Below are 22,820 nucleotides of genomic sequence, written 5' to 3'. Positions count from 1 at the left end.
CGCCGCGCCGGTCGGGCGGCGCGCTCTCGGGCAGCCACAGTTCGACGCGCGTCCCCCGGCCAACCTCGCTGTGGATGCGCAGATCGCCGCCGCTCTGGCGCACGAAGCCGTAGACGCTGCTGAGTCCGAGCCCGCTCCCCTCGCCAGCCGCCTTGGTTGTGAAAAATGGTTCGATCACCTTGTCGAGCAGCACCGGCGCGATCCCGCAGCCCGTGTCGGTGACGCTCAGCACGATCGCGTGCGCGGCGCCGCCGTCGGCCGCCGGTTCGCGGCGCGCGGCCAGCGCCAGCTCCCCGCCGTCCGGCATCGCGGCGGCGCTGTTGAGCGTCAGGTTGAGGACCGCGTTCTCGAGCTGGCCGCGATCGACGTTCACCCACATCGGATCGGCGGCCGGCTCCAGCACGACGGCCACTCGCTGGCCCGCCGAGTATTCGACGAGATCGAGCATTTCCGCGAGCATCGCCCTCACCGACACGCGCTCGGCCCGCAGCGGCTGGCGCCGTGCGAATGCGAGCAGCCGCCGCGTGAGCCGCGACGCACGCTCGGCCGCGCGGCGTGCCCGCTCGGCCATCGTCTGCGCGTCCTGCTGCCCTTCCAGCCGCGGCAACAGCAGCTCCAGATTGCCGAGTATCGCGACGAGGAAATTGTTGAAATCGTGCGCCACCCCGCCCGTCAGCTGGCCGAGCACATCCATCTTCTGCGCCTGACGCAGTTCCGCCTCGACCGCGCGCCGGCTCGTCAGGTCGCGGCAGACCGCCACCCATCCGCCGTCAGGAAGGGGCTGGCAGTGGAATTCGAGGGTCCGCTGGTCCCGCAGGTGCAGTTCGGCCGATGCGGCGATACGCGCGCCGTCCGACGTGCGGGTCGCGGTTTCGCGCGACACCTGGCGCCAGCGCGCCGGCTGGTGCATGGCCTGCCGCAGCGCCGCGAGCGACAGGCCCGAATGCAGCGCGCCCGGGTCGATCCCGAGCAGCGTCGCGAAGGGCGGATTCCACGCGATCAGGCTGCCGTGCGTGTCGTGGACGGACACCCCGTCGTTCATCGAATTGAGCACCGACTCCTGCAGGCGGCGCTGCGACTCGAGCCCCTGGGTCAGTTGCTCCTTTTCGATCAGATTGGTGCGAAACACCTCGAACGCGCGCGCCAGCTCGCCGATTTCGTCGGGCCGGTGCGTCGACGGCATCCGGTCGGACGTAATCCCTTTCGCGAGTCGCGCCATCACGCGCGTCATCGCCTGCAGCTTGTGCAGGATGCGGCTCGCGTAGGCGACGCCGAGCAGCGCGACCGCGACGCCCGCGACGGCCAGCAGCAGCAGGCCCGACTGGCTGGAGACCGCGACCTTGCGCACCTTGTCGCTGCGCTCGCTGGCGATCTGCCGCAAGCGTTCGACGTAGCGCGCCGACTTGCCGCTCAGGTGATCCGCGTGGCCGCGCAGGAGCGTGACGAGATAGCCCGTCTGCGCTTCGCTCGACAGGAATTCGCGGCGCACCGCGAACACGCTGCGCGCGCCGCCGTCGAGGTGCTGCAGCGCGTCAGCAAGCGCCGGCTGCAGACGATCCTCGCCGCGCTCGCGCACGCGCAGCCACAGCGCCTCGTTATCGCTTTCCGCGCTGCCGAGCTCCGCTGCGTTCGCGGCCTGGAGCGCTCCGGCCGTGCGGGCCCAGATCTCGAGCAGCGTCGGCGCGCGCTTTGCAATCACGCTCTTGTCGCGCGCGATGCTTGCGCCGATGCGGTCGTTCGCGACGCGCAGGTCGCTCAGTTCCTCCTTGAGTTGCCGCTGCCGGCCCGACACGATCAGCAGCCTGGCGAGATCCTGGTCGATCGCGTCGAGATCGTCGATCACCGCGAGTCGCTCGCCGGCCTTGGCGGCGGGCCCCGGCTGTTTGCCGAAGCCCGGCGACAACCGCCGGATGTCGCCGAGCAGGCCGCGCAGCAGCTCGGTGTCGTTGTGCAGCAGGTCAGAAGAATCCGTCAGCATCATGCTCGGCGCGACCGCGGCGAGCTGCGCGACCTTGTCCGACAACTCGAGCGCACGGGCGATCTCCGGCACCACGTTCGCCTCGTATTCGTCGAGCGCGTTCTGGTTCGCGCGCATGCCGAGCACGCCGACCACCACGACTGCGAGCGTGATGCCGAACAGCAGCAGGAACGTCGCGATCAGCTTGGCCCGGACACTCCAGGGCGGCAACAGCCTGAACGTCGCGCGCATCGCGTCACACGCGCACGACGGGCACCGCGAACATATAGCCGACGCCACGCTGCGTGCGGATATAAGTCGGCTGCTCGGGGTTCGGTTCGATCTTGCGGCGCAGGCGCAGGATCAGCACGTCGATCGTTCTGTCGTATACATCGATGCCGAAGCCGCGCGTATGTTCGAGCAACCGGTCGCGCGACCAGACGCGCGACGGCTGCTGCACCATCGCGGCGAGCAGCTCGAATTCGCCCTGTGTCAGCGAGCACGGCGCACCGTTGTGCGTCAGCGTGCGCGCGGCCAGATCCATCGTCCAGCCGTCGAAGCAGTAGCGCGGGCCGCCGCCGTTCGATGCGGGGCGCGGCATCGACAGCTCGGTCGTACGCCGCAACTGGGCGCGCACGCGCGCGATCAATTCGCGCCCGGAGAACGGTTTCGTGACGAAATCGTCGGCCGCGGTCTCGAGGCCTAGCACGCGATCCGTCTCGTCGCCAAGGCCGCTGATCATGATGATCGACACGTCGGAGCGGCGCCGCAGCTCGCGCGCGACCGTCAGGCCGTCCTCGCCGCGCAGCTTCAGGTCGAGAATCACGAGCGCGTGCGGCGCGGCCGCGAGCTGCTGCTGCATCCCGGCGGCGCTGTCGACCGCCGAAACCCCGAACCCGGCTTCTTCCAGCGCGCTCGTCAGCCAGGCACGCACTTCCGGATCGTCGTCCACCACCAGGATCCGTTGTTTTTCCGACATGGGTGTTCTCCTCTGAGCTGGTCCTGCGCGCCTTTTTTGATCGTCCGTACGGTGCGGACTGGCCGTTCCGGCAATATGAGGCCGGACTGCGATGGCATGACGCAGTCGGCCCGGAAACGAATGGTGGCTGATTCAGGTCGATCCTGGCAAGTTCGCGAGAACTCGGAGCGGCGCGTGGATGCGCACGACGTCGCTTCCGTCTTCGCGTGAACGTGCCCCGATCGCGCAAGGGCACCGGCAGCGCCGTGCGATCATGTGTTCGGAAGCCGTGTGGTGGCGCTGTCACCGGCGTATCGTGTCCGGCTACCTGATCGCGCGCGGCGAAACGGTGCCGCGCATCATGGGCCAAGACCGCGTCGGGCCCGCGCGCCTCACGGCCGGCGCTGTGATCAGGACGGGCGGCTCGGTCGTCTATCCGGACGTAGAAGGCGATGCTGCGGCGCAAGCACCCGCCACGCAACCGGAACCGGACGAGCGACGCGGCGCCGGTCGCACGCCCGGGGAACGTTGGCGCGATAACGACATGGCGGCGTGACGGCGTGACGCGACACGCCCCGCACGTCCGCGGCCCCGCACTCGCCCCGATTTGCGTGTCGGCCATCCTGCATTACCATCGAACGACCACCGCGCATGCCCGCCTCCGGCATGCGAGCCTGCCACCTCCGAATTCCCGCACCGATGCTCGCTCTCATCATCCTCGCCGGCCTGTGGGCAGGCTTGCAGAACGCCCTCGCGGGCGGCGGCTCGTTCGTGACGTTGCCCGCGCTGATCGTGTCGGGGATGTCGCCGCTCGCGGCAAACATCACGTCGACGGTCGCGCTGTTCCCGGGCCAGGTCACCACCGGCTGGGCCAGCCGGAACATGGTGCAAGGCGCGGGCAAGCTGTCGTTTCGCGCGCTGTTCGCGCTCAGCGTGGTCGGCGGCGCGCTCGGCGGGCTGCTGCTGCTGAAAACCCCGTCGTCGATCTTCTCGCACCTCGTGCCGTGGCTCGTGCTGTTCGCGACGGTCGTGTTCGCGTGGGGCAGTTTCTTCCGCAGGCCGAGTGCGGGCGCGCAGCATCTCGGCCCGGTCACGGCCGCGATCTCGCAGTTCCTGATCGCGATCTACGGCGGCTACTTCGGCGGCGGAATCGGCTTCCTGATGATGGCTGCGCTGACGATGGCCGGCCTGTCGCCGCGTCACGCGATGTCGACCAAGAACGCGCTCGCCGGCGTGATGAACGCATCCGCGGTCGTGCTGTTCGTGACCTCGCCCGACCTGCACTGGCGCGCGGCGATCGCGCTCGGCGGCGGCGCGATCGTGGGCGGCCTGCTCGGCGCGTGGGCACTGCATCGCGTCAACGAACGCGTGCTGCGGATCGGCATCGTCTGCATCGGCGGCGCGCTCACCGTCGGGCTGTTCGTCAAGCCGATCTGACGCACGCGCGGGAACGGCCGGCGCGGCGCCGCCGCAACGGCAATTGATGAGCAAACCGCAAGACGTCTTTCGGATATCTCGTTTGCGGTCGCGCCCGCGTCCGCCGACAATCCGGGGCTGCCATCGTCATTGCCCGCTCGCGGGCAACGCCCGGCAATCCGCGGCCGGCGCCTCCGTCATCATCATCCACCGCCGGCCCGGCACATCGCGTCGCATACGCTCCCGACATCGGCGCACCGCGCGGCGGCAGAAGGCTTGCCGCAGCCCCCGCCCGATACCTTCCCGGCCAACAATAAATAGAGGTAGGAGATGCAGGACAACTCATTGAGGCAAAGCCTCAAACAACGACACATCACGATGATCGCGCTGGGCGGCGTGATCGGCGCGGGCCTGTTCGTCGGCTCCGGCGCGATCATCGCGTCCGCCGGTCCCGCGGCGATCCTGTCGTACCTGATCGGCGGCGTGATCGTCACGCTGGTGATGTTCATGCTTGGCGAAATGGCGTCGCGCAACCCCGACAGCGGGTCGTTCTCGACGTATGCGAGCGCGTATCTCGGCGAATGGGCCGGCTATGCGGTCGGCTGGCTGTACTGGTTCAAGTCGATGATGACGATCACGGTCGAGGCGATCCTGCTCGGCGCAATCCTCCACGATTTCCTGCCGTGGCTGCCGATATGGGGCGGCGCGCTGTTCATGCTGGTCACGCTGATCGCGAGCAACGCGTACTCGGTACGCTCGTTCGGCGAAGCCGAATACTGGCTGTCGTTCGCGAAGGTAACGACGATCATCGTCTTCATGGGGCTCGGCGTGTCGATCCTGCTGGGCTTCCAGCCGCGCATTCCCGCTCCCGGCCTCGTGAACCTGACGGACCACGGCGGCTTCATGCCGAACGGCATCTCGCCCGTGCTCGCGGGCGTGATGGTCGTGATCTTCTCGCTCGGGGGCAGCGAGATCGCGGCGGTCGCCGCCGGCGAATCGGAGAACCCGCGCAAGAACGTGATCCGCGCGATCAAGAGCGTGATCGTGCGCGTGATGATGTTCTACGTCGGCTCGGTGTCGATCCTGATCCTGTGCATGCCGTGGACCGACAAGGCCAACCTGAAGTCGCCGTATGTGTCGCTGTTCGGCATGGCGGGCTTCGCGGGCGCGGCCATCGCGATGAAGCTCGTGCTGTTCGTGTCGTTCATGTCGGTGATGAACTCGTTTCTGTTCTCGAACTCGCGCATGCTGTTCTCGCTGAGCCAGCGCGGCCACGCGCCCGCGATGTTCGGCCGCACCAACGCGAAAGGCGTGCCGATGAACGCGCTCCTGCTGTGCCTCGCGCTCTGCGTGTCGATCCTCGCGATTCACTTCGTCAGCGGCGGCGACCTGTTCCTGATGCTCGCGAAAAGCAGCGGCGCGTTCGTGATGATCGTGTGGATCTTCATCATCGTCGCGCACTTCGCGATGCGCCGGCAGACGAAGAGCGAACAGCGCGATCCGACGGCGTTCCGCGCATGGTTCTATCCGGTATCGAACTGGGTCGCGCTGCTCGCGCTGGTCGCCGTGCTCGGCTCGCAGGCGTTCAACCCGGATTCGCAGTTCCAGTTCTGGTTCACGGTGTCGACGGCGCTGGTGATCGTCGCGTCGTATTTCATGCGACGCAAATCGTCGTCGCTCGGACAGCCGTCGGTGCGCTGAGCGCTCAGGCGGCCGTGCGGCTGCCTCGACACGCAACACACGCGGGTGCGGCGGCCGGTTCGTGCGCGCCCGCCAGTCAACCCTGGCAGGCGCGCCCGTTCAACCGAACGGCCGCACGCCGATCAGCGGGCCATGCAGGAACAGCGCGAACACGGCCCACACGATGTGCCCCGCCACGACGGCGATGATGTCGCCAGACAGTCTGCCGGGCGGATAGCGAACGCCATCGCGGCGATCGCGTGCGCGCGACACGACGAAATCGACCAGCGACCACACGAAGAACGCGCCGAACAGCACGACCGCATGCAGCGTGCCGTTCGCGAGCAGGTGCGCGACCGCCCATACCATCACGCCGGCCAGCATCGGATGATGGACGAGCGGCTTGATCCGGTTGCGCGGCACGTACGCGGCGGCGATCAGCACGAACGCAACGGCGGTCAGCACGCCGGTCAGGTGGCGCACGCCGACGGGCGACACCCACAGCAGCGTCACGTTCTCGCGCGCGAGCCCGTAGCCGCGCACGATCAGTACGAAGCCGACGATCGATGCGATCGCATACCCGGCCTTCCAGCCCTTCTCGCCGATGCGTTCGATCATCGCGGTGCGCCAGCCGTCGGCCACGATCCGGATCGAGTGCACACCGAGGAAGATCGCTAAACCGAGAATCAGGACGAGCATCGGCTGTCTCCGTCTGGAGTGTCGAGGGGGGAGCCATTCCGCGCGGCATTCGACGCGCCGTTCGCGGAGCCGGCAGCGAGGCCGGCGGGGAATGCGCGAGACGCGGACGCAACCCGCGCCGATCATAAACGCCACAACCGCCGTTGTGAAGCATCGGGAATGTGCGGTGCGGCAAGCCTGGCGCTTTCGTGTATCCCGTGCGGATGCGAGGTATCGCCCGACTCGCCCGGCAAGGACAAAACGGAAAGAGAGGACAACGGACATCCCGCCGCCGTGACGGCGTGCGGCTGATGCTACGGTTGCTTGCGCTTCGACGCGGATTTCGGGGCGGGCTGTGTGGCGGGTTTCGTGACCGGCTTCGCGCCCGCTTTCGTGGCGGGTTTCGCAGCCGCTTCCGCCGCCTTCGGCGACGGCCTCGTACTCCGTTTCGCTGCCGGTTTCGACGCTCCTGCCGGTTCCTTCGCCGGTTTCGGCCCGGCCACCTTCTTCGCCTTGCGCTTCGGCGCACCCGCCAACAGCGCCGCGCGATACGCGCTGCGGCACCAGTCGAACAGCGCGCCGGCATCCTCGAGCACGTCGGCCGGCGTTTCGTAATAGCCTTCGAGCGCGACGGTCCGCGTGCGCCCCGTGTACGAGAACGGCCCCATCCCCGCCGCGATGAACGCCGGCCGGTTCACGTCGTCGACCCGCAGGAACAGCGACCCGCGCGCGAGAAACCCGAACATCACGCCATCGAGCCGCATCGCCGCGCCGCTGAAGAACCGCGTGACGTCGACGCGACCGAGGCTCGCGACCTGATACGCGATCTCGTCGCCATGCGCCTTGTCCGCCTGCCAGCTCATCAGCCGCTCGCTCGGGCTAGCCGGTCACGCTGCGCCGGTACAGCGCTGCGTCCACGCGTCGAGCCGGGCGTCGTCGAAGCCGACGAGCGCCGCGCTTTCGCGAATCTGCCGCCACGTCGCGCGATCGACCGGAATGCCGTCGGCGCCACGCGCGGCGCGACTCGCCTCCTCCGGCTCGCCGGGCATCTGCACCGGCGCATCGCCCGCCTGCGGCGACGCCTTCGCCCATGCGACGAACGCATCGGCCTCGCGCTGCGCATCGGCCGCATCGAACGCGTTCGGGTCGATCAGCACCGACAGCATCCCGTTCACGATCGCGCTCGTCTTCTGCAGCGTGTCGCCGTACGTCGTATGGCCGCCGACCAGCGCGCCTCCGAAGATCTCGCACATCGCGGCGAGCGCATAGCCCTTGTGCAGCCCGAACGGCAGCAGCGAGCCGAACGGCTGCTCGTGCATGACGGCCGGATCGTCGGTCGGCCGGCCGAGATGATCGATCAGCGACCCGGCCGGCACGCGCTTGCCCTGGTTATGGGCGACGCGCGTCTTGCCGTATGCGATCGCGCTCGTCGCGAAGTCGAGCAGCAGCGGCGGCTGACCCGCGCGCGGATACGCGGCGCAGAACGGATTCGTGCCGAAACGCGGATCGGTGCCGTGCAGCGGCGCGACCAGCAGGTCGCCCGGCACGTTGACGAAGTGAAACGACACGAGCCCCGAGCGCGCGCATTGCTCGGCCCAGTGCCCGATACGGCCGAGGTGATGCACGTCGCGCAGCCCGATCGCGCAGATGCCCATGCGGCGCGCACGCTCGATGCCTTCGACCATCGCCTCGAACGCGATCACCTGGCCGAAGCCGCGTCCGCCGTCGACCGTGAGCACCGCGCCGCCGTCGCGGGCGATCGACGCGTGCCCGTTCAACTGCAACTGCCCTTCCCGCCACGACGCGACGTAGTTCGGGATCATCCCGATCCCGTGCGAATCGTGACCCGCGAGATTCGCGCCGACCAGATGATCGGCGACGAGCCGCGCCTCGCGCTCGCTGCTGCCGGCCTGCTCCCACAGTGCCGCGACGAATGCATGCAGCGGTTCGGCGCGCATGCGCAGCGGTTCGGTATCAGGTGTCGGCAGCGCGGTCATCGGCAAGGCTCCGTCGGGTCAGGTCGAGGCGGGATGGGCAGCAACGGCGCTCAGCGCGCGGACGCGATCACGTCCGCTACCGCCGCGGTGAGCTTCTTCGCGTACGGCACGTGCAGGAACTCGTTCGGGCCGTGCGCATTCGACTTCGGTCCGAGCACGCCGCACACCATGAACTGCGCGGACGGGAAACCGGCCTGCAGCACGTTCATCAGCGGGATCGTGCCGCCGAGGCCCATGTACGCGCAATCTGCACCGAAGTGGCGGCGCGACGCGGCGTCGAGCGACGACGCGAGCCACGGCGCGAGGTCCGGCGCGCTCCAGCCGGTCGCGGCGCCCGCGTCCGGCTTGAACGTGACCTTCGCGTTGTACGGCGGATCGAGTTCGAGCAGTGCCTTCAGCTGCTGCACGGCCTGCGCGGCATCGACGAGCGGCGGCAGGCGCAGCGACAGCTTGAACGCGGTGCGCGGACGCAGCACGTTGCCCGCATCGGCGAGCGCCGGCATGCCGGCCGCGCCCGTCACCGACAGCGACGGACGCCACGTCGAATTCAGCAGCGCCTCGCGCGGATCGGTCGTGGTCGGCAGCACGGGCTTGCCGTCCATCCCGCAGGCCCACGGCAGCCCCTTCCACACGGTGTCGCCGAGAATCGCGGCGGCCGCGTCGGCTTCGCGCACGCGGCTGTCCGGAATCTCGCAATGGAACACGCCCGGCAACAGGTTGCCGTTCTTCGCGTCTTCCAGGCGTTCGAACAACTGGCGCATCACGCGGAAGCTCGACGGCGCGATGCCACCGTAGACGCCCGAATGGATGCCTTCCTCAAGCACCTCGACCTGCAGGTCGCCGGACACGAGCCCGCGCAGCGACGTGGTGAGCCACATCTGGTCGTAATTGCCGGCGCCCGAATCGAGGCACACGACGAGCGACACCTGGCCGAGCCGATCGCGCAGCGCATCGACGTACGGCAGCAGGTCGTAGCTGCCCGATTCCTCGCAGGTCTCGATCAGGCCGACGCAGCGCGGCCGCTCGACGCCCTGCTCGTCGAGCGCGCCGAGCGCCGCGAGGCTTGCGTAGATCGCGTAGCCGTCGTCCGCGCCGCCGCGGCCGTACAGCTTGCCGTTCTCGAACTTCGGCGTCCACGGGCCGAGGTCCGCACGCCAGCCGTCGAATTCGGGCTGTTTGTCGAGGTGGCCGTACAGCAGGATCGTGTCGGTGCTGCCCGGGCGCGTCGCGGGCGTTTCGAAGAAGATCACCGGCGTGCGGCCGGGCAGACGCACGATCTCGAGCTTCAGGCCTTTCACCGGCTGGCGTTCGGCCCACTGCGCGGCATCGGTCACGACCCGTTCGAGATACCCGCGCTTCGCCCAGTCGGGGTCGAATGCGGGACTCTTCGCGGGGATCGCGATGTAGTCGGTCAGTGCATGGAGGATTTCATCGTTCCACTTGCGCTCGACGAAGGTAACGAGCTTGTCATGGTCGAGGACGGGGGTAGTGTCGACGGAGGTCATGGTGGGGTGCCTGGATAGGGCTGACGAAAATCCGGATGATACGCCGATGGTCCCCGCCCGGGGCCGTCGCGAGCGGGAACGCGGACGCAAGCGCGCTCGACGAACCGACCATCGGAGCCTGGATCGGCGGCAAACGGGAAGGCAGCATCGGCATCACCTTTCGGAACGAGAAATCGTCATGTGCGTCATGGGCATCGACGCATTGACAGGTTTAATGCGCCAGATAATACCCACAAATTCTAAAATAAATTGCCCCATTATTTACATCACTGAATGATTTAACCAATTCGTCAAAAATGAATTATTCATCGACGAACGACCGGCGCGATTCTCGATTTTCCTGCACCCGCACCATCCCCCGTCAGCCTTGATGCACGGCGCCGCCATGCCGCACCGCAACACCCGTCGCCGGATTTCAATGACATCCATCAACATTTAACTCATTAAATCCCGGCGTTTTCCATTACACGATCCGATTAACGGGATAACATGGCTTCGCTTAATAAAACGACGATCCATTCCGGAATCGTCGATCGGCGCCGGGCCGCGCCACCTCAACCGCATCACGTCTTTTCCAGGAGCCTCGCATGTCCGATGCCAGCTCGTCCTCCTCCCGTTCCGCCGCCGCGCCAGCCGCGGCTTCCGCGCCGAAGATCGGCGTCATTCCCGCCACGCTGATGGTCGCGGGCAACATGATGGGCTCCGGCGTCTTCATGCTGCCCGCGAACCTCGCCGCCACCGGCGGCATCGCGATCTTCGGCTGGCTGATCACCGTGGTCGGCGCCGTGTCGCTCGCGCTGGTGTTCGCGAAGCTCGCGGCGATCGACCCGGCCGCCGGCGGCCCGTATGCGTATGCACGCAAGTCGTTCGGCCCGTACATCGGCTACCAGACCAACCTGATCTACTGGCTCGCGAACGTGCTCGGCAACGTCGGCCTCGCGGTCGCCGGCCTCGGCTACCTGACGCACTTCTTCCCGGTCCTGCACGACCCGCTCGTGTTCGCGCTCGCGCAGATCTTCGTGATCTGGCTGTTCACCTACGCGAACATCCTCGGGCCGAACGTGGTCGGCCGCGTGCAGTCGGTCACGACGATCTGCGCACTCGTGCCGATCCTCGGGATGGCCGTGTTCGGCTGGTTCTGGTTCAGCAAGGACGTGTACTTCGCCGGCTGGAACGTGTCGGGCGCGAGCAGCTTCAGCGCGATCGGCGCGACGCTGAACTTCACGCTGTGGGCGTTCATCGGAGTCGAAAGCGCATCGGTGTCGGCCGGCGTCGTCGAGAACCCGTCGCGCAACGTGCCGATCGCGACCGTCGGCGGCGTCGTGCTCGCGGCCGTCTGCTACGTGCTCAGCTCGACCGTGATCATGGGGATGATCCCGAACAAGGCGCTGCTCGCATCGAGTGCGCCGTTCGCGGATGCCGCGCGCCTCGCGCTCGGCAACACCGCCGCCAACGCGGTGGCCATCTGCGCGGCGCTCGGCTGCCTCGGCTCGCTCGCGGGCTGGACGCTGCTGGTCGGCCAGACTGCGAAGGCCGCGGCAGACGACGGCCTGTTCGCCGGCGTGTTCGCGCGCGTCAACTCGAAGAACGTGCCGTCGGCCGGCCTCGCGATCGTCGCGGTGATCATGTCGGTGCAGGTGCTCGCGACGATGTCGCCGAGCGCGAGCGAGCAGTTCGGCAAGATCGCGTCGATCGCCGTGATCATGACGCTGCTGCCGTACATCTACTCGTGCATCGCGATCAAGGTGCTCGGCTACGGCAAGATGCCGTCGCACCAGTTCACCTTCTACACGATCGTCGGCCTGATCGGCGCCGTCTATTCGCTGTGGGCGATGGTCGGCTCCGACGGTCAGCAGACGCGCTGGTCGCTGATCTTCGTGATCGCGACGATCGTGTTCTACGAGCTGTCGATCAACCGCCAGCGCGAAATCGCGGAAACCCACATCCATCCGGGCGGCCGCTCGCCGCGCTGGGTGCGCTACTTCGCGCTCGCCGTCACCATCGTCGCGCTCGTCGCGACCTTCTGGATCTCCGTCGGCCAGCACAAGGCCGACCGCCTTCTCGCACGCTCGCCTGCCGCCGCAGGCATCCCGGCCACTCAACCAACGGGGGAATAACAGATGACCGCTTCCTTGACCCAACCGGCATTCCGCCGCCTCGGCATGAAGGCACTGCTCGTGCAGCACGACATCGACGAGCGCACCGCCACCGGTCGCGCCGCCACCGCGCTCGCCGAGGAATTGCGCGCGCGGCTCGTCGACGTCGTGATCGCGACGTCCGCCGACGACGCGTGCGCCGTCGTCAATGCCGATCCCGCGATCCAGTGCCTGCTGCTGAACTGGGAGCTCGGCAACGATCCCGCGCATGCGCCCGCGCAGGCCGTGCTCGACGCGATGCGCGCGCGCAATGCGACGGTGCCGGTGTTCCTGCTCGCGAGCCGCGCGAGCGCGGCCGCGATTCCGGTCGACGCGATGCGCAAGGCCGACGACTTCATCTGGATGCTGGAAGACACCACCGCGTTCATCGGCGGGCGAATCGTCGCCGCGATCGAACGCTACCGCGAGACCGTGCTGCCGCCGATGTTCCGCGCGCTCGCGCAGTTCTCGCGCGTGTACGAATACTCGTGGCACACGCCGGGCCACACGGGCGGCACCGCGTTCCTGAAATCGCCGGTCGGCCGCGCGTATTTCGAATTCTTCGGCGAAGCGCTGTTCCGCTCGGACCTGTCGATCTCGGTCGGCGAACTCGGCTCGCTGCTCGACCACTCGGGGCCGATCGGCGAAAGCGAGCGCTACGCGGCGCGCGTGTTCGGCGCGCACCGCACGTATCACGTGACGAACGGCTCGTCGATGTCGAACCGCGTGATCCTGATGGCAAGCGTCACGCGCAACCAGGTCGCGCTGTGCGACCGCAACTGCCACAAGTCGGCCGAGCACGCGATGACGATGTCCGGCGCGATTCCGACTTACCTGATCCCGTCGCGCAACCATTACGGGATCATCGGGCCGATCATGCCGGAACGGCTCACGGCCGCCGCCGTGCGCCTCGCGATCGACGCGAACCCGCTGGTGCGCGACCGCGACGGCATCGATCCGGCGCCGGTGCATGCGCTGATCACGAACTCGACTTACGACGGCCTCTGCTACAACGTCGCGCGCGTCGAGGAACTGCTCGGCCAGAGCGTCGACCGGCTGCATTTCGACGAAGCCTGGTATGGCTATGCGCGCTTCAACCCGATCTACCGCGACCGTCACGCGATGCACGGCGATCCGTCTCAGCACGACGCGAGCAAGCCGACCGTGTTCGCGACGCAGTCGACGCACAAGCTGCTCGCCGCGCTGTCGCAGGCGTCGTTCATCCATATCCGCGACGGCCGCAACCCGATCGAGCATGCGCGCTTCAACGAGGCGTACATGATGCATGCGTCGACGTCGCCGAACTACGCGATCATCGCGTCGAACGACGTGAGCGCCGCGATGATGGACGGCCCCGGCGGCGAGGCGCTGACGACCGACGCGATCCGCGAGGCGGTATCGTTCCGCCGGATGCTTGCGCGGCTGCATGCGGAATGCGAGGAGAACGACGACTGGTTCTTCAACGGCTGGCAGCCGGACATCGTCGTCGACCGCAAGACGGGCCGGCGCGTGCGCTTCCATGAAGCGGACGAAACGCTGCTCGCCACCGACCCGTCATGCTGGGTGCTGCATCCGGGCGATACGTGGCACGGCTTCGGCAACATCGAGGACGACTACTGCATGCTCGATCCGATCAAGGTGTCGATCGTCACGCCGGGCGTCGCGCCGAACGGCGGGCTGATGCCGGTCGGCATTCCGGCGTCGGTCGTCACCGCATATCTGGACCGGCACGGCATCGTCGTCGAGAAAACGACCGACTTCACGATCCTGTTCCTGTTCTCGCTCGGCGTGACGAAGGGCAAGTGGGGCACGCTCGTCAACACGCTGCTCGACTTCAAGCGCGACTACGACACGAACGCGCCGCTCGAACAGGCGCTGCCGGAACTCGTCGCGCGCTATCCGGAGCGCTACGGCAAGCTCGGGCTGCGCGAGCTGTGCGACCTGATGTTCAGCGCGATGAGCGACCTGAGGACGACCGAGATGATGTCGCGCGGCTTCTCGACGCTGCCGCAGCCGGACTTCAGCCCCGCCGAGGCGTTCGAGCATCTGGTGCACAACGACATCGAGATGCTGGAGCTGTCGGAAATGGCGGGCCGCACCGTCGCGACGGGCGTCGTGCCCTATCCGCCGGGCATTCCGCTGCTGATGCCGGGCGAGAACGCGGGCCCGGCCGACGGCCCGCTGCTCGGCTACCTGAAGGCGCTCGAACAGTACGACCTGCGCTTCCCGGGCTTCACGCACGATACGCACGGCGTCGAAGTCGAAGACGGCGTGTACCGGATCGCCTGCATCCGGCAGGCCGACCACGACACCGCCACGCGGTGAACGGATGTGTTGCGACGCCGCGCCGGCTTGACGCGGCAGGCTGTCACGCGTGACAGCCTGCCGCTCAGGCGGGCAACTGACCGACCCACGCGGCAAGCTGCGCTTCGCCTTCCTCGTCGAGCTTGCCCTTCAGTTCTCCGTACCACGACACGATCGCGTCGGCCGGCTGCGTGGCCTTCAGGATCTCGAGACTGTTCTCGAGGAATGAAGAAAAGAACGGAATGCCGCGCATGTAGAGGAAGGTCGAGTCGGTAATGCGCACGTGGCCGTATACATCGCGCACCCACGCAAGATGCGGCAGCGCTTCGCGCACGTGGCCGCTTTGCATCAGCGCCGAAATGAAGTTCACGCGCGCTGCTACGTCCGACTGCTCGTGCGTGTCGTGATTGACCTCGGCCGCCTTCTCCATCCACGCTTCGCCGCGCGCCACTTCGCCGCACATCACGGACGTCGTCGCGAGTTGCACCGCGTTGTGCGCGCTCGGCTCGTGCTGGAACAGCCCGAGCCAGTAAGGAAACGCTTCCTGGTAGCGCTTCATCGCCGAGTACGACAGCGCGCACAGGCGCGCCGCATCGGCCAGCCGTTCCACGTGCGGGGCCGCCGCCGCGATCGCCGCCTCGTGCCGGCCGGCCTGGAATGCCTTCAGCGCGGGCGCGAGTTCCGGCGCGATGTCGGGCGCGCCCTGCTCGTTCGCGTTGCCTGCTTCGCTTGCTTCGTTCGCGTCGTGCCGCGGCGTGGGTGTTGCCGCTTCGTCACGCGGTTTCTTTCCGAACAGCTTTCCCAGCAGGCCCATGGTGATTTTCCTTGTCGTTGTGGTGAATGAATGGTGCATGCGCGCCGTATGCTGCCGGCCGGTCGCGACCGCCAATGCCCGCGATCTTGCGCCGGCATGAAATCATGCGCGAGAAACATCGTCGCCACCGCATCGGAGCGCGTCCGCTGCGGGCACGCGCACATCGGCTTCGATGCGAAACAGCAACCGGTCGTCGAGCACGTCCCAGATATCGACCTCGCCGCGCCCGCCCGTCGGCAGGCCCGCGAACACCGGACGTCCGCCGATCCAGCCGGCCTGGCTCTTGAACCACTTCCGCTCGCACCAGCCGCCGCGATGCAATGCGATCCGCTTGCCGCTGTCGACGTCGAACTCGCGCAGCACGCATTTGGCATCGCGCGCCAGCACGCGCGTGCCGTCGTCCGAGAATGCGCACGGAAAACCGTTGTCCGCGCCGGGCAGCTCGCGATCGGCTTCGCCGTCCGTGCGCACCACAAGCGCCGCGTCCTGCGCGAACGCACGGCGACGGCCACCCGCGCTCACCGCGAACGGCGCATCCTTGTAACGCTGGTCGGCCAGATCGTAATCGAGCACGTCGAGCGCGCCATCCGCAGCGAGCGGCACGCGATAGAGCCGGTTGCGGATGCGCACCCACGCTTCGCGCGCGTCGGGTGCGAGATGGACACGCTCCGGCTCGTCATGGCGGCTTTCTGCCTGCCAGCACACCTGCGCGGCGCCGCTCGCGGCGTCGACCCGGTAGAGCGCCGTGTTGTCCCGGTACGCGACGACCAGCGTCGACAGCGACGCATCGGCCGACGCGCTCACCGGCACGTTGCGCAGCCCGTCCATCGCGCTCGCCTCCGTTCCGTCCGGCACGAAGGGGCGCGGCAGCGCGAACGACACGACCACCTGTCGCCGAGCGAGATCCCAGATATCGCAGAACCGGTCGCCGGCCACGACGAGGCGCGGCTCTCCCGTGTCGTCGCGCGTCCAATCGAGCACGCATGCCCGACGGGCGGCGGCCGGCTCCTCGTGCGACGATCGCCGCAACCCGTTCGCCGATACCGATTCGGGCGCCGCGCCCGCACTGGCCGGTGCCGCCGCGTCGGGCGCGACATAGTCCGGCGGCACGTAATCGGGCATCGGCGACCGGTGTCGCGCGCGCCACGCGGCCAGCCATGCCTGATAGACGTAGCGGCGACTGCCGTCCGTGCCGACATCGGGTTGTTCCAGACGAAAGCCGGCCGGATCGACGCCCGGCAGCGGCACGAGTTCTGCACCGTTGCAATAGACGTAGGCTCGCGCGCGATCGCGCGCGAAATGCCCGGACAGGAACGTGAGCGTCGCGCCATCGACGCCGCGCCGATACGGCTGGTTGTCGTGCAGCAAGCGCCCCTGCCCGTCGCGCAGGAAGCCGTACCCCACAAGTTCGGCCGTCGGCGCATCGAATTTCGCCTTCACTTCCTTGCCGAAACAGAACAGCCGGCCGCCTTCGCGCAGATGGTGATCGCCGATGACTTCGACCCGCGCGGGATCGATGCCGCGCTTGCGTACCAGCATGCACAGCACGCCGTTGCGATCCTTCGCATACGTGTCGTTCAACACTTCGAAGGTCTTGCCGTCGACCTTCGCGGCGTCCGCATGCCCTCGCCATTGCCGCAGATAGCAATGGTCGCCGGCCTGATACCAAGGCCCCGTCAGGTGCCGCCACTGGCCCGGATCGCCCGGCAGCGGCCCGCCGTCGAGAAAACCCTTGTGGTACGTCGAGTACGAATAGAGCCGCGAGCGGTCAGCGATGAATGAGTCGCCGAGCCACCGGACCGTCGCGGCATCCGGTTCGAGCAGCGGCAGATCGTGCAGGTACACCTGGTTGCCGACCACCCGGTAGCCGCCGCCGAGCGCCCGTGCCGGCGTGTCCGGCGCGGCCTGCCCGCTCAGCGCATGCCACCAGTAGCCCTGCAATTCGGGACGCGCGGCAAAAAACGGCGACCAGTCGCGCTCCCATTGCTCGCGCGGGCCGGGATCGTCCGCGTGACCGTAACGGTAGGGTCGCGCGCGGTCGGTCGCCTGATCCTGCGCCACATCGTCCGCGCTGACGAAGCTCGCCGGGTCGGCGCCTTCCAGCGCGCGCCCGCCGTACCAGACTCGCTGCGCATCGACCAGGTACGCGCCGACCCGGCGCAGCGTCGCGGGATCCGCGCCGCGCATGCGCTTGCCGTAGTGATACAGGTAGCGGTCGTCGTGCCCCCATGACTCGTTCAGCAGCCGAAAGCGCGCGGGCGACGCGCCGGCGAGTGTGCGGTTCTGGAAATAGACATGGTTCGCGTCGACCGCATGCGACTCGTCGAGCAGGCGAAACGTCGCGACGTCGACGTCGAGCACGGTGAAACGCAGCAACGTGAACGTGCACGCATAGGCACGCACGCCGTCCGTCGCCAGATACCGGGACAACGGCCGGAAGCCGTCGATCGCGATGCCTTCGATCACGTTGCCGGCCCGGTCGCGCAGCGGGCCGTCGTGGCAATACACGTGCGCGTCATCGCGCATGAAGCCGAATCCGAGGTTCTCTGTGAGTGTCATGTTGGTTCCGCTTTCGTCCGGAATGCCCCGGTCAGACGGTGCGCCGCCGGGTACGAAAGCCATCGCCGCGCGACAACGCGGCGCTCAAGCGTCCTGCGATCTTACGCCACGATCCATCCCGCGCCGATACGCGGCGGGGCTCGTCGCCGCGACGCGCCGGAAATGCCGCCGCAGCGACTCCTCGGAGCCGAAGCCCGCACGCTCGGCAACCTGCGCGAGCGACAGCGCGGGATGCGTTTCGAGCATGTCCTTCGCGACGTTCACGCGCTCCCGGATCAGCCACGTGAGCGGCGACATCCCCGTCGCATCGGCGAACTGGCGCTGCAGCGTGCGCGTGCTCATCGCAGCCTGTGCGGCCAGCGACGCGAGCGTGTGCGGCTCGGCCGCATGCGCGCGCATCCAGTCGATCAGCTTCGCGATCCGGTCGCTGCCGCCGGGGGCGACCGGGCGCGGCACGAACTGCGCCTGCCCGCCGTCGCGATGCGGCGGCAGCACGAGGCGCTGCGCGACGCGATTCGCGATCGCGCCGCCGTGATCGCGGCGCACGAGATGCAGCAGCATGTCGAGCCCCGCCGCCGAGCCGGCCGACGTGATCACCTGCCCTTCGTCGACGTACAGCGCGTCGGGGCGCACGCGCAGCGCCGGATAGCGCGCCTGCAGACGCTCCGCGTAGCGCCAGTGCGTCGTGACGGTCAGCCCGTCGAGCACGCCGGCCGCCGCGAGCACGAACACGCCCGAGCAGATCGAACAAAGCCGCACGCCGCGACGGTGCGCGGCCCGCAGCTTCCCGAGCAACGGTTCCGGCGGCAACTCGTCCGGATCGCGCCAGCCGGGAATCACGATGGTGTCCGCGCGATCGAGCATCGCGAGACGATACGGCGCGGCGACCGTGATGCCGCCCGCCGCGCGCACCGGCCCCGGCTCGCTCGCGCAGACCGCGAAGCGATACCAGTCGACGCCCAGTTCCGGGCGCTCGAGCGCGAACAGTTCGACCACGCAGCCGAATTCGAACGTGCAGAGGCGATCGTAGGCGAGCGCGACGACGAGATGATTGTGCATGGCGCGATGTTACCGGAACTTGTCGATCGCGCCACTGCTGCGACGGCCGCCGAACCGCGATACTGACCCTCGTTCCGGCGCACTTCGCGCCGTCCTTCAGGAGCGTGTTTCATGTCATACGTCACCGACATCCCAGCCGCCGACAGCGCCGCCGCCCTCGCCCATTTCGACGCGTCGCTGCGCTTCGAGACCGATTGCTGGGATGTGCACGACGCGCTTGCATCGGGCGCGCCCGACTTCGTGCTGCTCGACGTTCGCGGTCCGGACCTGTTTGCGCGCGGCCACGTGCCCGGCGCCCGCAACCTGCCGCACCGCAAGATTGTTGCCGGCAAACTCGCCGATTACCCGGCCGGCACGCTGTTCGTCGTCTATTGCGCGGGCCCGCACTGCAACGGCGCCGCGCGCGCGGCGATCCGGCTCGCGCGCCTGGGCCGTCCGGTGAAGCTGATGATCGGCGGCGTCACGGGCTGGCTGGACGAAGGTTTCGCGCTGAGCAACGATGGGCAGCCGGAAGGCGCCGGTGCGCTCTGATCGTCATTAAAAACGCAACAATCAATTGTCTGCACGCAAACGGAAAAAGCGCGACAATCGGTCACATTGCAGTTCGGTTGGAGCAGCAACATGCATGACGCAGTCTTGATTGATATTGCCGGTTCGGCCGCCGCGGTCGCACTCTATTTCTTTCCGGCCATCGTCGCCGACCGGCGCGGCCGGCGCGACAAGCTGATGATCGCGATGTTCAACGCGCTGTTCGCGTGGACGGGCATCGGCTGGCTGATGACGCTGTACTGGGCGTTTCAGCCGAACCCGCAAGCCGATGTCGCGCAAACCATCCTCGCGAAGCGCCATGGCATCAGCATGCGTACCTTCTCGACCGGTCTCGTCGAACGCGTGCAGCGCCGCGTCGCCGCCCAGGAGCAATGGGCGGAGAAGCAAGGCTGCCGCTGAGCCCCGTTTTCCCGCTTACCGGGGCGTGCCGAAATTCGGCATCCTGACGTTGGTCGACGCCCGGTAGCTCCACACCAGCCTGTCGCGCGGCGCCCCGCCGCACGCACCCAGCCACGCGTCGAACGCGCCCGCCGTCACGGCCCGCGCGATCCGCTCGCCCGGGCAACCGTGCGGCCCCGTGCCGAACCCGAAATTCGGCCCCGGCGCGCGGCCGGGCAGCAGTCGATGCGGGTCGCGATGCACGGCCGGATCGCGATTCGCCGCCGCGAGCACGACGAGAATCGCCGCGCCCGCATCGACGCTCACGCCTTCGATCGTCGTGCGCGACGCAACGAAGCGGCGCGTGTTCTGCACCGGCGAATCGAATCGCCCGACTTCGGCGACGAATTCGTCCAGCGCGGCGGCGTTTGGCATCGGGCGTTCGCGCTCCGTCCGGTGAGCCGCCGTCGCATCCCACGCCACCAGCACGTTGCCGAGCCATGCGGCCGTCGCCTCGCAGGTCTGCGACAGCAATCCGACGAGATTCGCGACCCGTGCGCCGCTCGCCTGCCAGCCCGCGTCGCGCGCCGCCTGCTGAACCGCCGCGACGAGCGAGCCGTCCTGCGCCCGCGCGTGTGCAACGCGCTCGGTCATCCGGTCCAGCAATTCCCTCGCGGCCTCGCTCGCGCGGGCCAGGGCCGCATCGTCCGACAGCGGCGACAACGCGGCGACGAAATCGACGACCCGCGCGGCGATCTCGTCGAGTTGCGTATCGTCGAAACCGAGCAGGTCCGCGACCGCGCAAACGGGCACCGTCAGGCACCACGCGTTCAGCGCGTCGGCATCGTGAAGCGCGTGCAGCCGGCTGCCGGCAAGCTGCGCGGCCCGCTCGCGCAGCGCGTATGCATCGATCGGCGCGAACGCGGTGCGCAACGCCTGCTTCGGCACGTCGTGCCGCAGCGCGCCGTCGTTCATGCGCACCAGTTCACCGAACAGCGCGCCGGCCGTCGTGCCGCGCAATGCCGACGGCACGGGCGCGTCGAGCGGCCTGACGCGGCACGCGGGATGGCCGAGCACGGCCGTCACGCTCGCCGCACGGCTCGCGACCCAAAGGCCGAGCGTGGCATCGAACGCGAGCGGCGGCCCGTCGACGAGCGTCGCGTAGTACGGATAGGGATCGCGGTGCGTCACCGCGGCAATCGGATCGGTCGGGTTCATACGTGCAGTATCGGCGCACTGCGCGGCCGCACGTTTCGGACTGGCGTGAAATGTCGAAGTGCGGGCAGCGCGGGCCGCGGCTGTGCAGCACGACCCGGGCGGCAGGCGCCACGCGGCGCGGCGCCATGACGAAACGACCGGCGTCAGGCCGCCGACCGGTGGCGGTACGCCTGCATGCGCATACGGACGCGCCCGGCCGAAATCGCGCGCGGCTCGGCCACCACCGTCTCGTGGTGGAACATTTCCTGCCGGAAGTGGCCGCTGTCGTCGAACCACTGGCAAATCAGCCAGTCGGCATCGTCGAACACGACCGGCCCGGCATAGGTGACGGTCATGCGCGGGCCGCCGGTTTTCAGCGTCACGACATCACCGACGCGAAAGCCACTGCCGGGATTCTCTCGGATCGTCATCGCTTTCTCGACTTTCCATATATTCATTTTCCGGCGGCCTGCCTGCCGGCACATTTGACTGTGCCGCAGACTACCAATCCGAAAAATAAACGGTAACTCCATAAAATCGAAAGGAACCAGTCTGGAAACCGCAACAATAGGTGCGATCAATACACTTGGCGGATTGCCGATCGCGAGAACCGGCGGGGCTTACGCGCCGGCTCCGATCGAACGGCTGGAATGCGGAGAATAAACGAAGTAAATTACGCCGTCATCGAACTTTAAATCGACGGCGATTTCGCTTGATTACTGTCAATTCCTTTTCAACGTGAAAACGTTCCCGGGTTTTATCGAATGATCATTGCGCAAGCGGAACGCCGGAATTGTCCGGCGCGGCAAACCAGCGATCGAGGTCGCGCCCCGGCACCGCCGCCTGCGCGAACGTGAACGTGCCGTCGCGCGCCATTTCCGTCGCACCGCGCAGGAACGCGCCAAGCGCGGCGCGGGCGAGCGCGCCGCCGACGCTGATGCGCTTCACGCCGAGCGCCGCGAGCGCATCGCGGCTCAGCAACCCGCCTTGCAGCCCCATCACGACGTTGACCGGTGCGCTCACCGCACGCGTGACCGCCGCGATGTCGTCGGGATCGGTCAGGCCCGGTGCGTACAGCACGTCGGCACCCGCATCGCGATACGCGACCAGCCGCGCGATCGTATCGGCTAGATCGCGACGGCCATGCAGGTAGTTTTCGCAACGCGCGGTCAGCGTGAACGGGAACGGCAACGCGCGCACTGCCGCAACGGCCGCGCCGATCCGCTCGACCGCCGCATCGTGCGGATAGATCGGCGCGTCGGTGCGACCGGTCGCGTCCTCGATCGAGCCGCCCACCGCGCCGGCTTGCGCGGCGAGCCGGATCGTGTCGGCCACCGTCTCGGGCGCGTCGCCGAAACCGTTCTCGAGATCGGCGCTCACCGGCAGGCCGCCCGCCGCCGCGATCTCGGCAATGTGCGCGAGCATCGCGTCACGGCCGATCGCGTTGTCGGGCAGCCCTTTCGAATACGCGAAGCCGGCGCTCGTCGTGGCGAGCGCGTCGAAGCCGGCCATCGCGAGCAGCCGGGCGGTGCCGGCGTCCCACGGGTTCGGGATGATGAATGCGCCGGGGCGGGCATGCAGTGCGCGGAAGGCTTCGGCGTGGCGGGCTTGAAGGTCGGAACGGGTCATCACGG

Annotated in this window: 18 protein-coding genes and 1 pseudogene; 7 read left to right on the top strand and 12 right to left on the bottom strand. The window is 68.1% G+C overall.

Features of this window, described 5'->3' with window-relative positions; translation table 11 throughout:
- Both J7024_RS05820 and J7024_RS05815 read right to left on the bottom strand, forming a co-directional pair.
- The coding region (locus tag J7024_RS05820) for an ATP-binding protein (protein ID WP_234744850.1) at window positions 1–2,209 on the bottom strand (2,209 nt) is incomplete at its 3' end.
- A 4-nt stretch (window positions 2,210–2,213) separates the two neighbouring features.
- Window positions 2,214–2,936 carry a response regulator gene (locus J7024_RS05815; protein ID WP_124830047.1) on the bottom strand — a complete coding sequence of 241 codons (723 nt, stop codon included), beginning with the start codon at window positions 2,934–2,936 and terminating at the stop codon, window positions 2,214–2,216.
- 220 nt (window positions 2,937–3,156) lie between these two features.
- On the opposite strand from J7024_RS05815, the pseudogene J7024_RS05810 reads away from it, so the two are divergent.
- The 3 genes and pseudogenes from J7024_RS05810 to J7024_RS05800 form a co-directional block, all read left to right on the top strand.
- Window positions 3,157–3,399 (top strand): annotated as a pseudogene (locus tag J7024_RS05810) (DUF488 family protein); the annotation flags it as partial.
- 215 nt (window positions 3,400–3,614) lie between these two features.
- Window positions 3,615–4,352, top strand: a complete 738-nt coding sequence (locus tag J7024_RS05805; RefSeq protein WP_175751909.1) for a sulfite exporter TauE/SafE family protein — start codon at window positions 3,615–3,617, stop codon at window positions 4,350–4,352.
- A gap of 309 nt (window positions 4,353–4,661) precedes the next feature.
- Window positions 4,662–6,032: an amino acid permease gene (locus J7024_RS05800; protein ID WP_124830046.1), complete on the top strand. Its 1,371-nt coding sequence runs from the start codon at window positions 4,662–4,664 to the stop codon at window positions 6,030–6,032.
- Window positions 6,033–6,131: 99 nt separating this feature from the next.
- Here J7024_RS05800 and J7024_RS05795 read toward each other — a convergent pair whose 3' ends face one another.
- The 4 genes from J7024_RS05795 to J7024_RS05780 all read right to left on the bottom strand — a co-directional run bounded on the left by J7024_RS05795 (window position 6,132) and on the right by J7024_RS05780 (window position 10,191).
- Window positions 6,132–6,710, bottom strand: a complete 579-nt coding sequence (locus J7024_RS05795; protein WP_124830045.1) for an NnrU family protein — start codon at window positions 6,708–6,710, stop codon at window positions 6,132–6,134.
- 293 nt (window positions 6,711–7,003) lie between these two features.
- Window positions 7,004–7,552, bottom strand: a complete 549-nt coding sequence (locus tag J7024_RS05790; RefSeq protein WP_124830044.1) for a TfoX/Sxy family protein — start codon at window positions 7,550–7,552, stop codon at window positions 7,004–7,006.
- A gap of 24 nt (window positions 7,553–7,576) precedes the next feature.
- A complete protein-coding gene (locus J7024_RS05785; RefSeq protein ID WP_124830043.1) occupies window positions 7,577–8,686 on the bottom strand; it encodes a malate/lactate/ureidoglycolate dehydrogenase in 1,110 nt (369 codons plus the stop codon).
- A gap of 50 nt (window positions 8,687–8,736) precedes the next feature.
- Window positions 8,737–10,191: a M20 family metallopeptidase gene (locus J7024_RS05780; RefSeq protein WP_124830042.1), complete on the bottom strand. Its 1,455-nt coding sequence runs from the start codon at window positions 10,189–10,191 to the stop codon at window positions 8,737–8,739.
- Between the two features lie 587 nt (window positions 10,192–10,778).
- Between J7024_RS05780 and adiC the strand changes: the two genes are divergently transcribed.
- On the top strand, window positions 10,779–12,308 hold the full coding sequence (adiC, locus tag J7024_RS05775) for an arginine/agmatine antiporter (RefSeq protein ID WP_124830041.1): 1,530 nt from the start codon (window positions 10,779–10,781) through the stop codon (window positions 12,306–12,308).
- Between the two features lie 3 nt (window positions 12,309–12,311).
- Window positions 12,312–14,651, top strand: a complete 2,340-nt coding sequence (locus J7024_RS05770; RefSeq protein WP_175751905.1) for an Orn/Lys/Arg decarboxylase N-terminal domain-containing protein — start codon at window positions 12,312–12,314, stop codon at window positions 14,649–14,651.
- A gap of 64 nt (window positions 14,652–14,715) precedes the next feature.
- On the opposite strand, the gene J7024_RS05765 is transcribed toward J7024_RS05770, so the two are convergent.
- The 3 genes from J7024_RS05765 to ftrA form a co-directional block, all read right to left on the bottom strand.
- Window positions 14,716–15,444 (bottom strand): hypothetical protein, encoded by a 729-nt coding sequence (locus J7024_RS05765; protein WP_175751903.1) that lies wholly within the window; start codon window positions 15,442–15,444, stop codon window positions 14,716–14,718.
- Between the two features lie 102 nt (window positions 15,445–15,546).
- A complete protein-coding gene (locus J7024_RS05760; protein WP_199568886.1) occupies window positions 15,547–18,003 on the bottom strand; it encodes a DKNYY domain-containing protein in 2,457 nt (818 codons plus the stop codon).
- 84 nt (window positions 18,004–18,087) lie between these two features.
- Complete coding sequence (gene ftrA / locus J7024_RS05755) at window positions 18,088–19,062, bottom strand: transcriptional regulator FtrA (RefSeq protein WP_175751899.1); 975 nt, start codon at window positions 19,060–19,062, stop codon at window positions 18,088–18,090.
- Between the two features lie 111 nt (window positions 19,063–19,173).
- Between ftrA and J7024_RS05750 the strand changes: the two genes are divergently transcribed.
- The gene (locus J7024_RS05750) at window positions 19,174–19,593 is read left to right on the top strand and encodes a rhodanese-like domain-containing protein (protein ID WP_124830036.1); all 420 of its coding nucleotides are present in this window, start codon (window positions 19,174–19,176) and stop codon (window positions 19,591–19,593) included.
- 90 nt (window positions 19,594–19,683) lie between these two features.
- Complete coding sequence (locus tag J7024_RS05745) at window positions 19,684–20,010, top strand: superinfection immunity protein (RefSeq protein ID WP_124830035.1); 327 nt, start codon at window positions 19,684–19,686, stop codon at window positions 20,008–20,010.
- A gap of 15 nt (window positions 20,011–20,025) precedes the next feature.
- Here the strand turns inward: J7024_RS05745 and J7024_RS05740 are convergent, their stop codons facing one another.
- From J7024_RS05740 to J7024_RS05730, 3 genes are all read right to left on the bottom strand, one after another.
- The gene (locus tag J7024_RS05740; RefSeq protein WP_175751898.1) at window positions 20,026–21,207 is read right to left on the bottom strand and encodes a cytochrome P450; all 1,182 of its coding nucleotides are present in this window, start codon (window positions 21,205–21,207) and stop codon (window positions 20,026–20,028) included.
- A gap of 143 nt (window positions 21,208–21,350) precedes the next feature.
- Window positions 21,351–21,617: a YodC family protein gene (locus J7024_RS05735; protein ID WP_124830083.1), complete on the bottom strand. Its 267-nt coding sequence runs from the start codon at window positions 21,615–21,617 to the stop codon at window positions 21,351–21,353.
- Window positions 21,618–21,954: 337 nt separating this feature from the next.
- Entirely contained in the window at window positions 21,955–22,815 is an 861-nt protein-coding gene (locus J7024_RS05730; RefSeq protein ID WP_124830033.1) for an isocitrate lyase/PEP mutase family protein, read from the bottom strand.
- Window positions 22,816–22,820: the final 5 nt, after the last annotated feature.

This window comes from Burkholderia sp. WTPI3 (genome assembly GCF_021483755.1).
Taxonomy (GTDB): Bacteria; Pseudomonadota; Gammaproteobacteria; order Burkholderiales; family Burkholderiaceae; genus Burkholderia.
This window is presented reverse-complemented; position numbering and strand designations above follow the sequence as displayed.

Excerpts from the sequence above, each read along its gene's own strand:
- J7024_RS05800 (WP_124830046.1), top strand. The coding sequence starts at position 4,662 with ATGCAGGACAACTCATTGAGGCAAAGCCTCAAACAACGACACATCACG.
- J7024_RS05785 (WP_124830043.1), bottom strand. The coding sequence starts at position 8,686 with ATGACCGCGCTGCCGACACCTGATACCGAACCGCTGCGCATGCGCGCC.
- J7024_RS05740 (WP_175751898.1), bottom strand. The coding sequence starts at position 21,207 with ATGAACCCGACCGATCCGATTGCCGCGGTGACGCACCGCGATCCCTAT.
- adiC (WP_124830041.1), top strand. The coding sequence starts at position 10,779 with ATGTCCGATGCCAGCTCGTCCTCCTCCCGTTCCGCCGCCGCGCCAGCC.
- J7024_RS05790 (WP_124830044.1), bottom strand. The coding sequence starts at position 7,552 with ATGAGCTGGCAGGCGGACAAGGCGCATGGCGACGAGATCGCGTATCAG.
- J7024_RS05750 (WP_124830036.1), top strand. The coding sequence starts at position 19,174 with ATGTCATACGTCACCGACATCCCAGCCGCCGACAGCGCCGCCGCCCTC.
- J7024_RS05765 (WP_175751903.1), bottom strand. The coding sequence starts at position 15,444 with ATGGGCCTGCTGGGAAAGCTGTTCGGAAAGAAACCGCGTGACGAAGCG.
- J7024_RS05780 (WP_124830042.1), bottom strand. The coding sequence starts at position 10,191 with ATGACCTCCGTCGACACTACCCCCGTCCTCGACCATGACAAGCTCGTT.
- J7024_RS05730 (WP_124830033.1), bottom strand. The coding sequence starts at position 22,815 with ATGACCCGTTCCGACCTTCAAGCCCGCCACGCCGAAGCCTTCCGCGCA.
- J7024_RS05760 (WP_199568886.1), bottom strand. The coding sequence starts at position 18,003 with ATGACACTCACAGAGAACCTCGGATTCGGCTTCATGCGCGATGACGCG.
- ftrA (WP_175751899.1), bottom strand. The coding sequence starts at position 19,062 with ATGCACAATCATCTCGTCGTCGCGCTCGCCTACGATCGCCTCTGCACG.
- J7024_RS05735 (WP_124830083.1), bottom strand. The coding sequence starts at position 21,617 with ATGACGATCCGAGAGAATCCCGGCAGTGGCTTTCGCGTCGGTGATGTC.
- J7024_RS05770 (WP_175751905.1), top strand. The coding sequence starts at position 12,312 with ATGACCGCTTCCTTGACCCAACCGGCATTCCGCCGCCTCGGCATGAAG.
- J7024_RS05745 (WP_124830035.1), top strand. The coding sequence starts at position 19,684 with ATGCATGACGCAGTCTTGATTGATATTGCCGGTTCGGCCGCCGCGGTC.
- J7024_RS05795 (WP_124830045.1), bottom strand. The coding sequence starts at position 6,710 with ATGCTCGTCCTGATTCTCGGTTTAGCGATCTTCCTCGGTGTGCACTCG.
- J7024_RS05815 (WP_124830047.1), bottom strand. The coding sequence starts at position 2,936 with ATGTCGGAAAAACAACGGATCCTGGTGGTGGACGACGATCCGGAAGTG.
- J7024_RS05805 (WP_175751909.1), top strand. The coding sequence starts at position 3,615 with ATGCTCGCTCTCATCATCCTCGCCGGCCTGTGGGCAGGCTTGCAGAAC.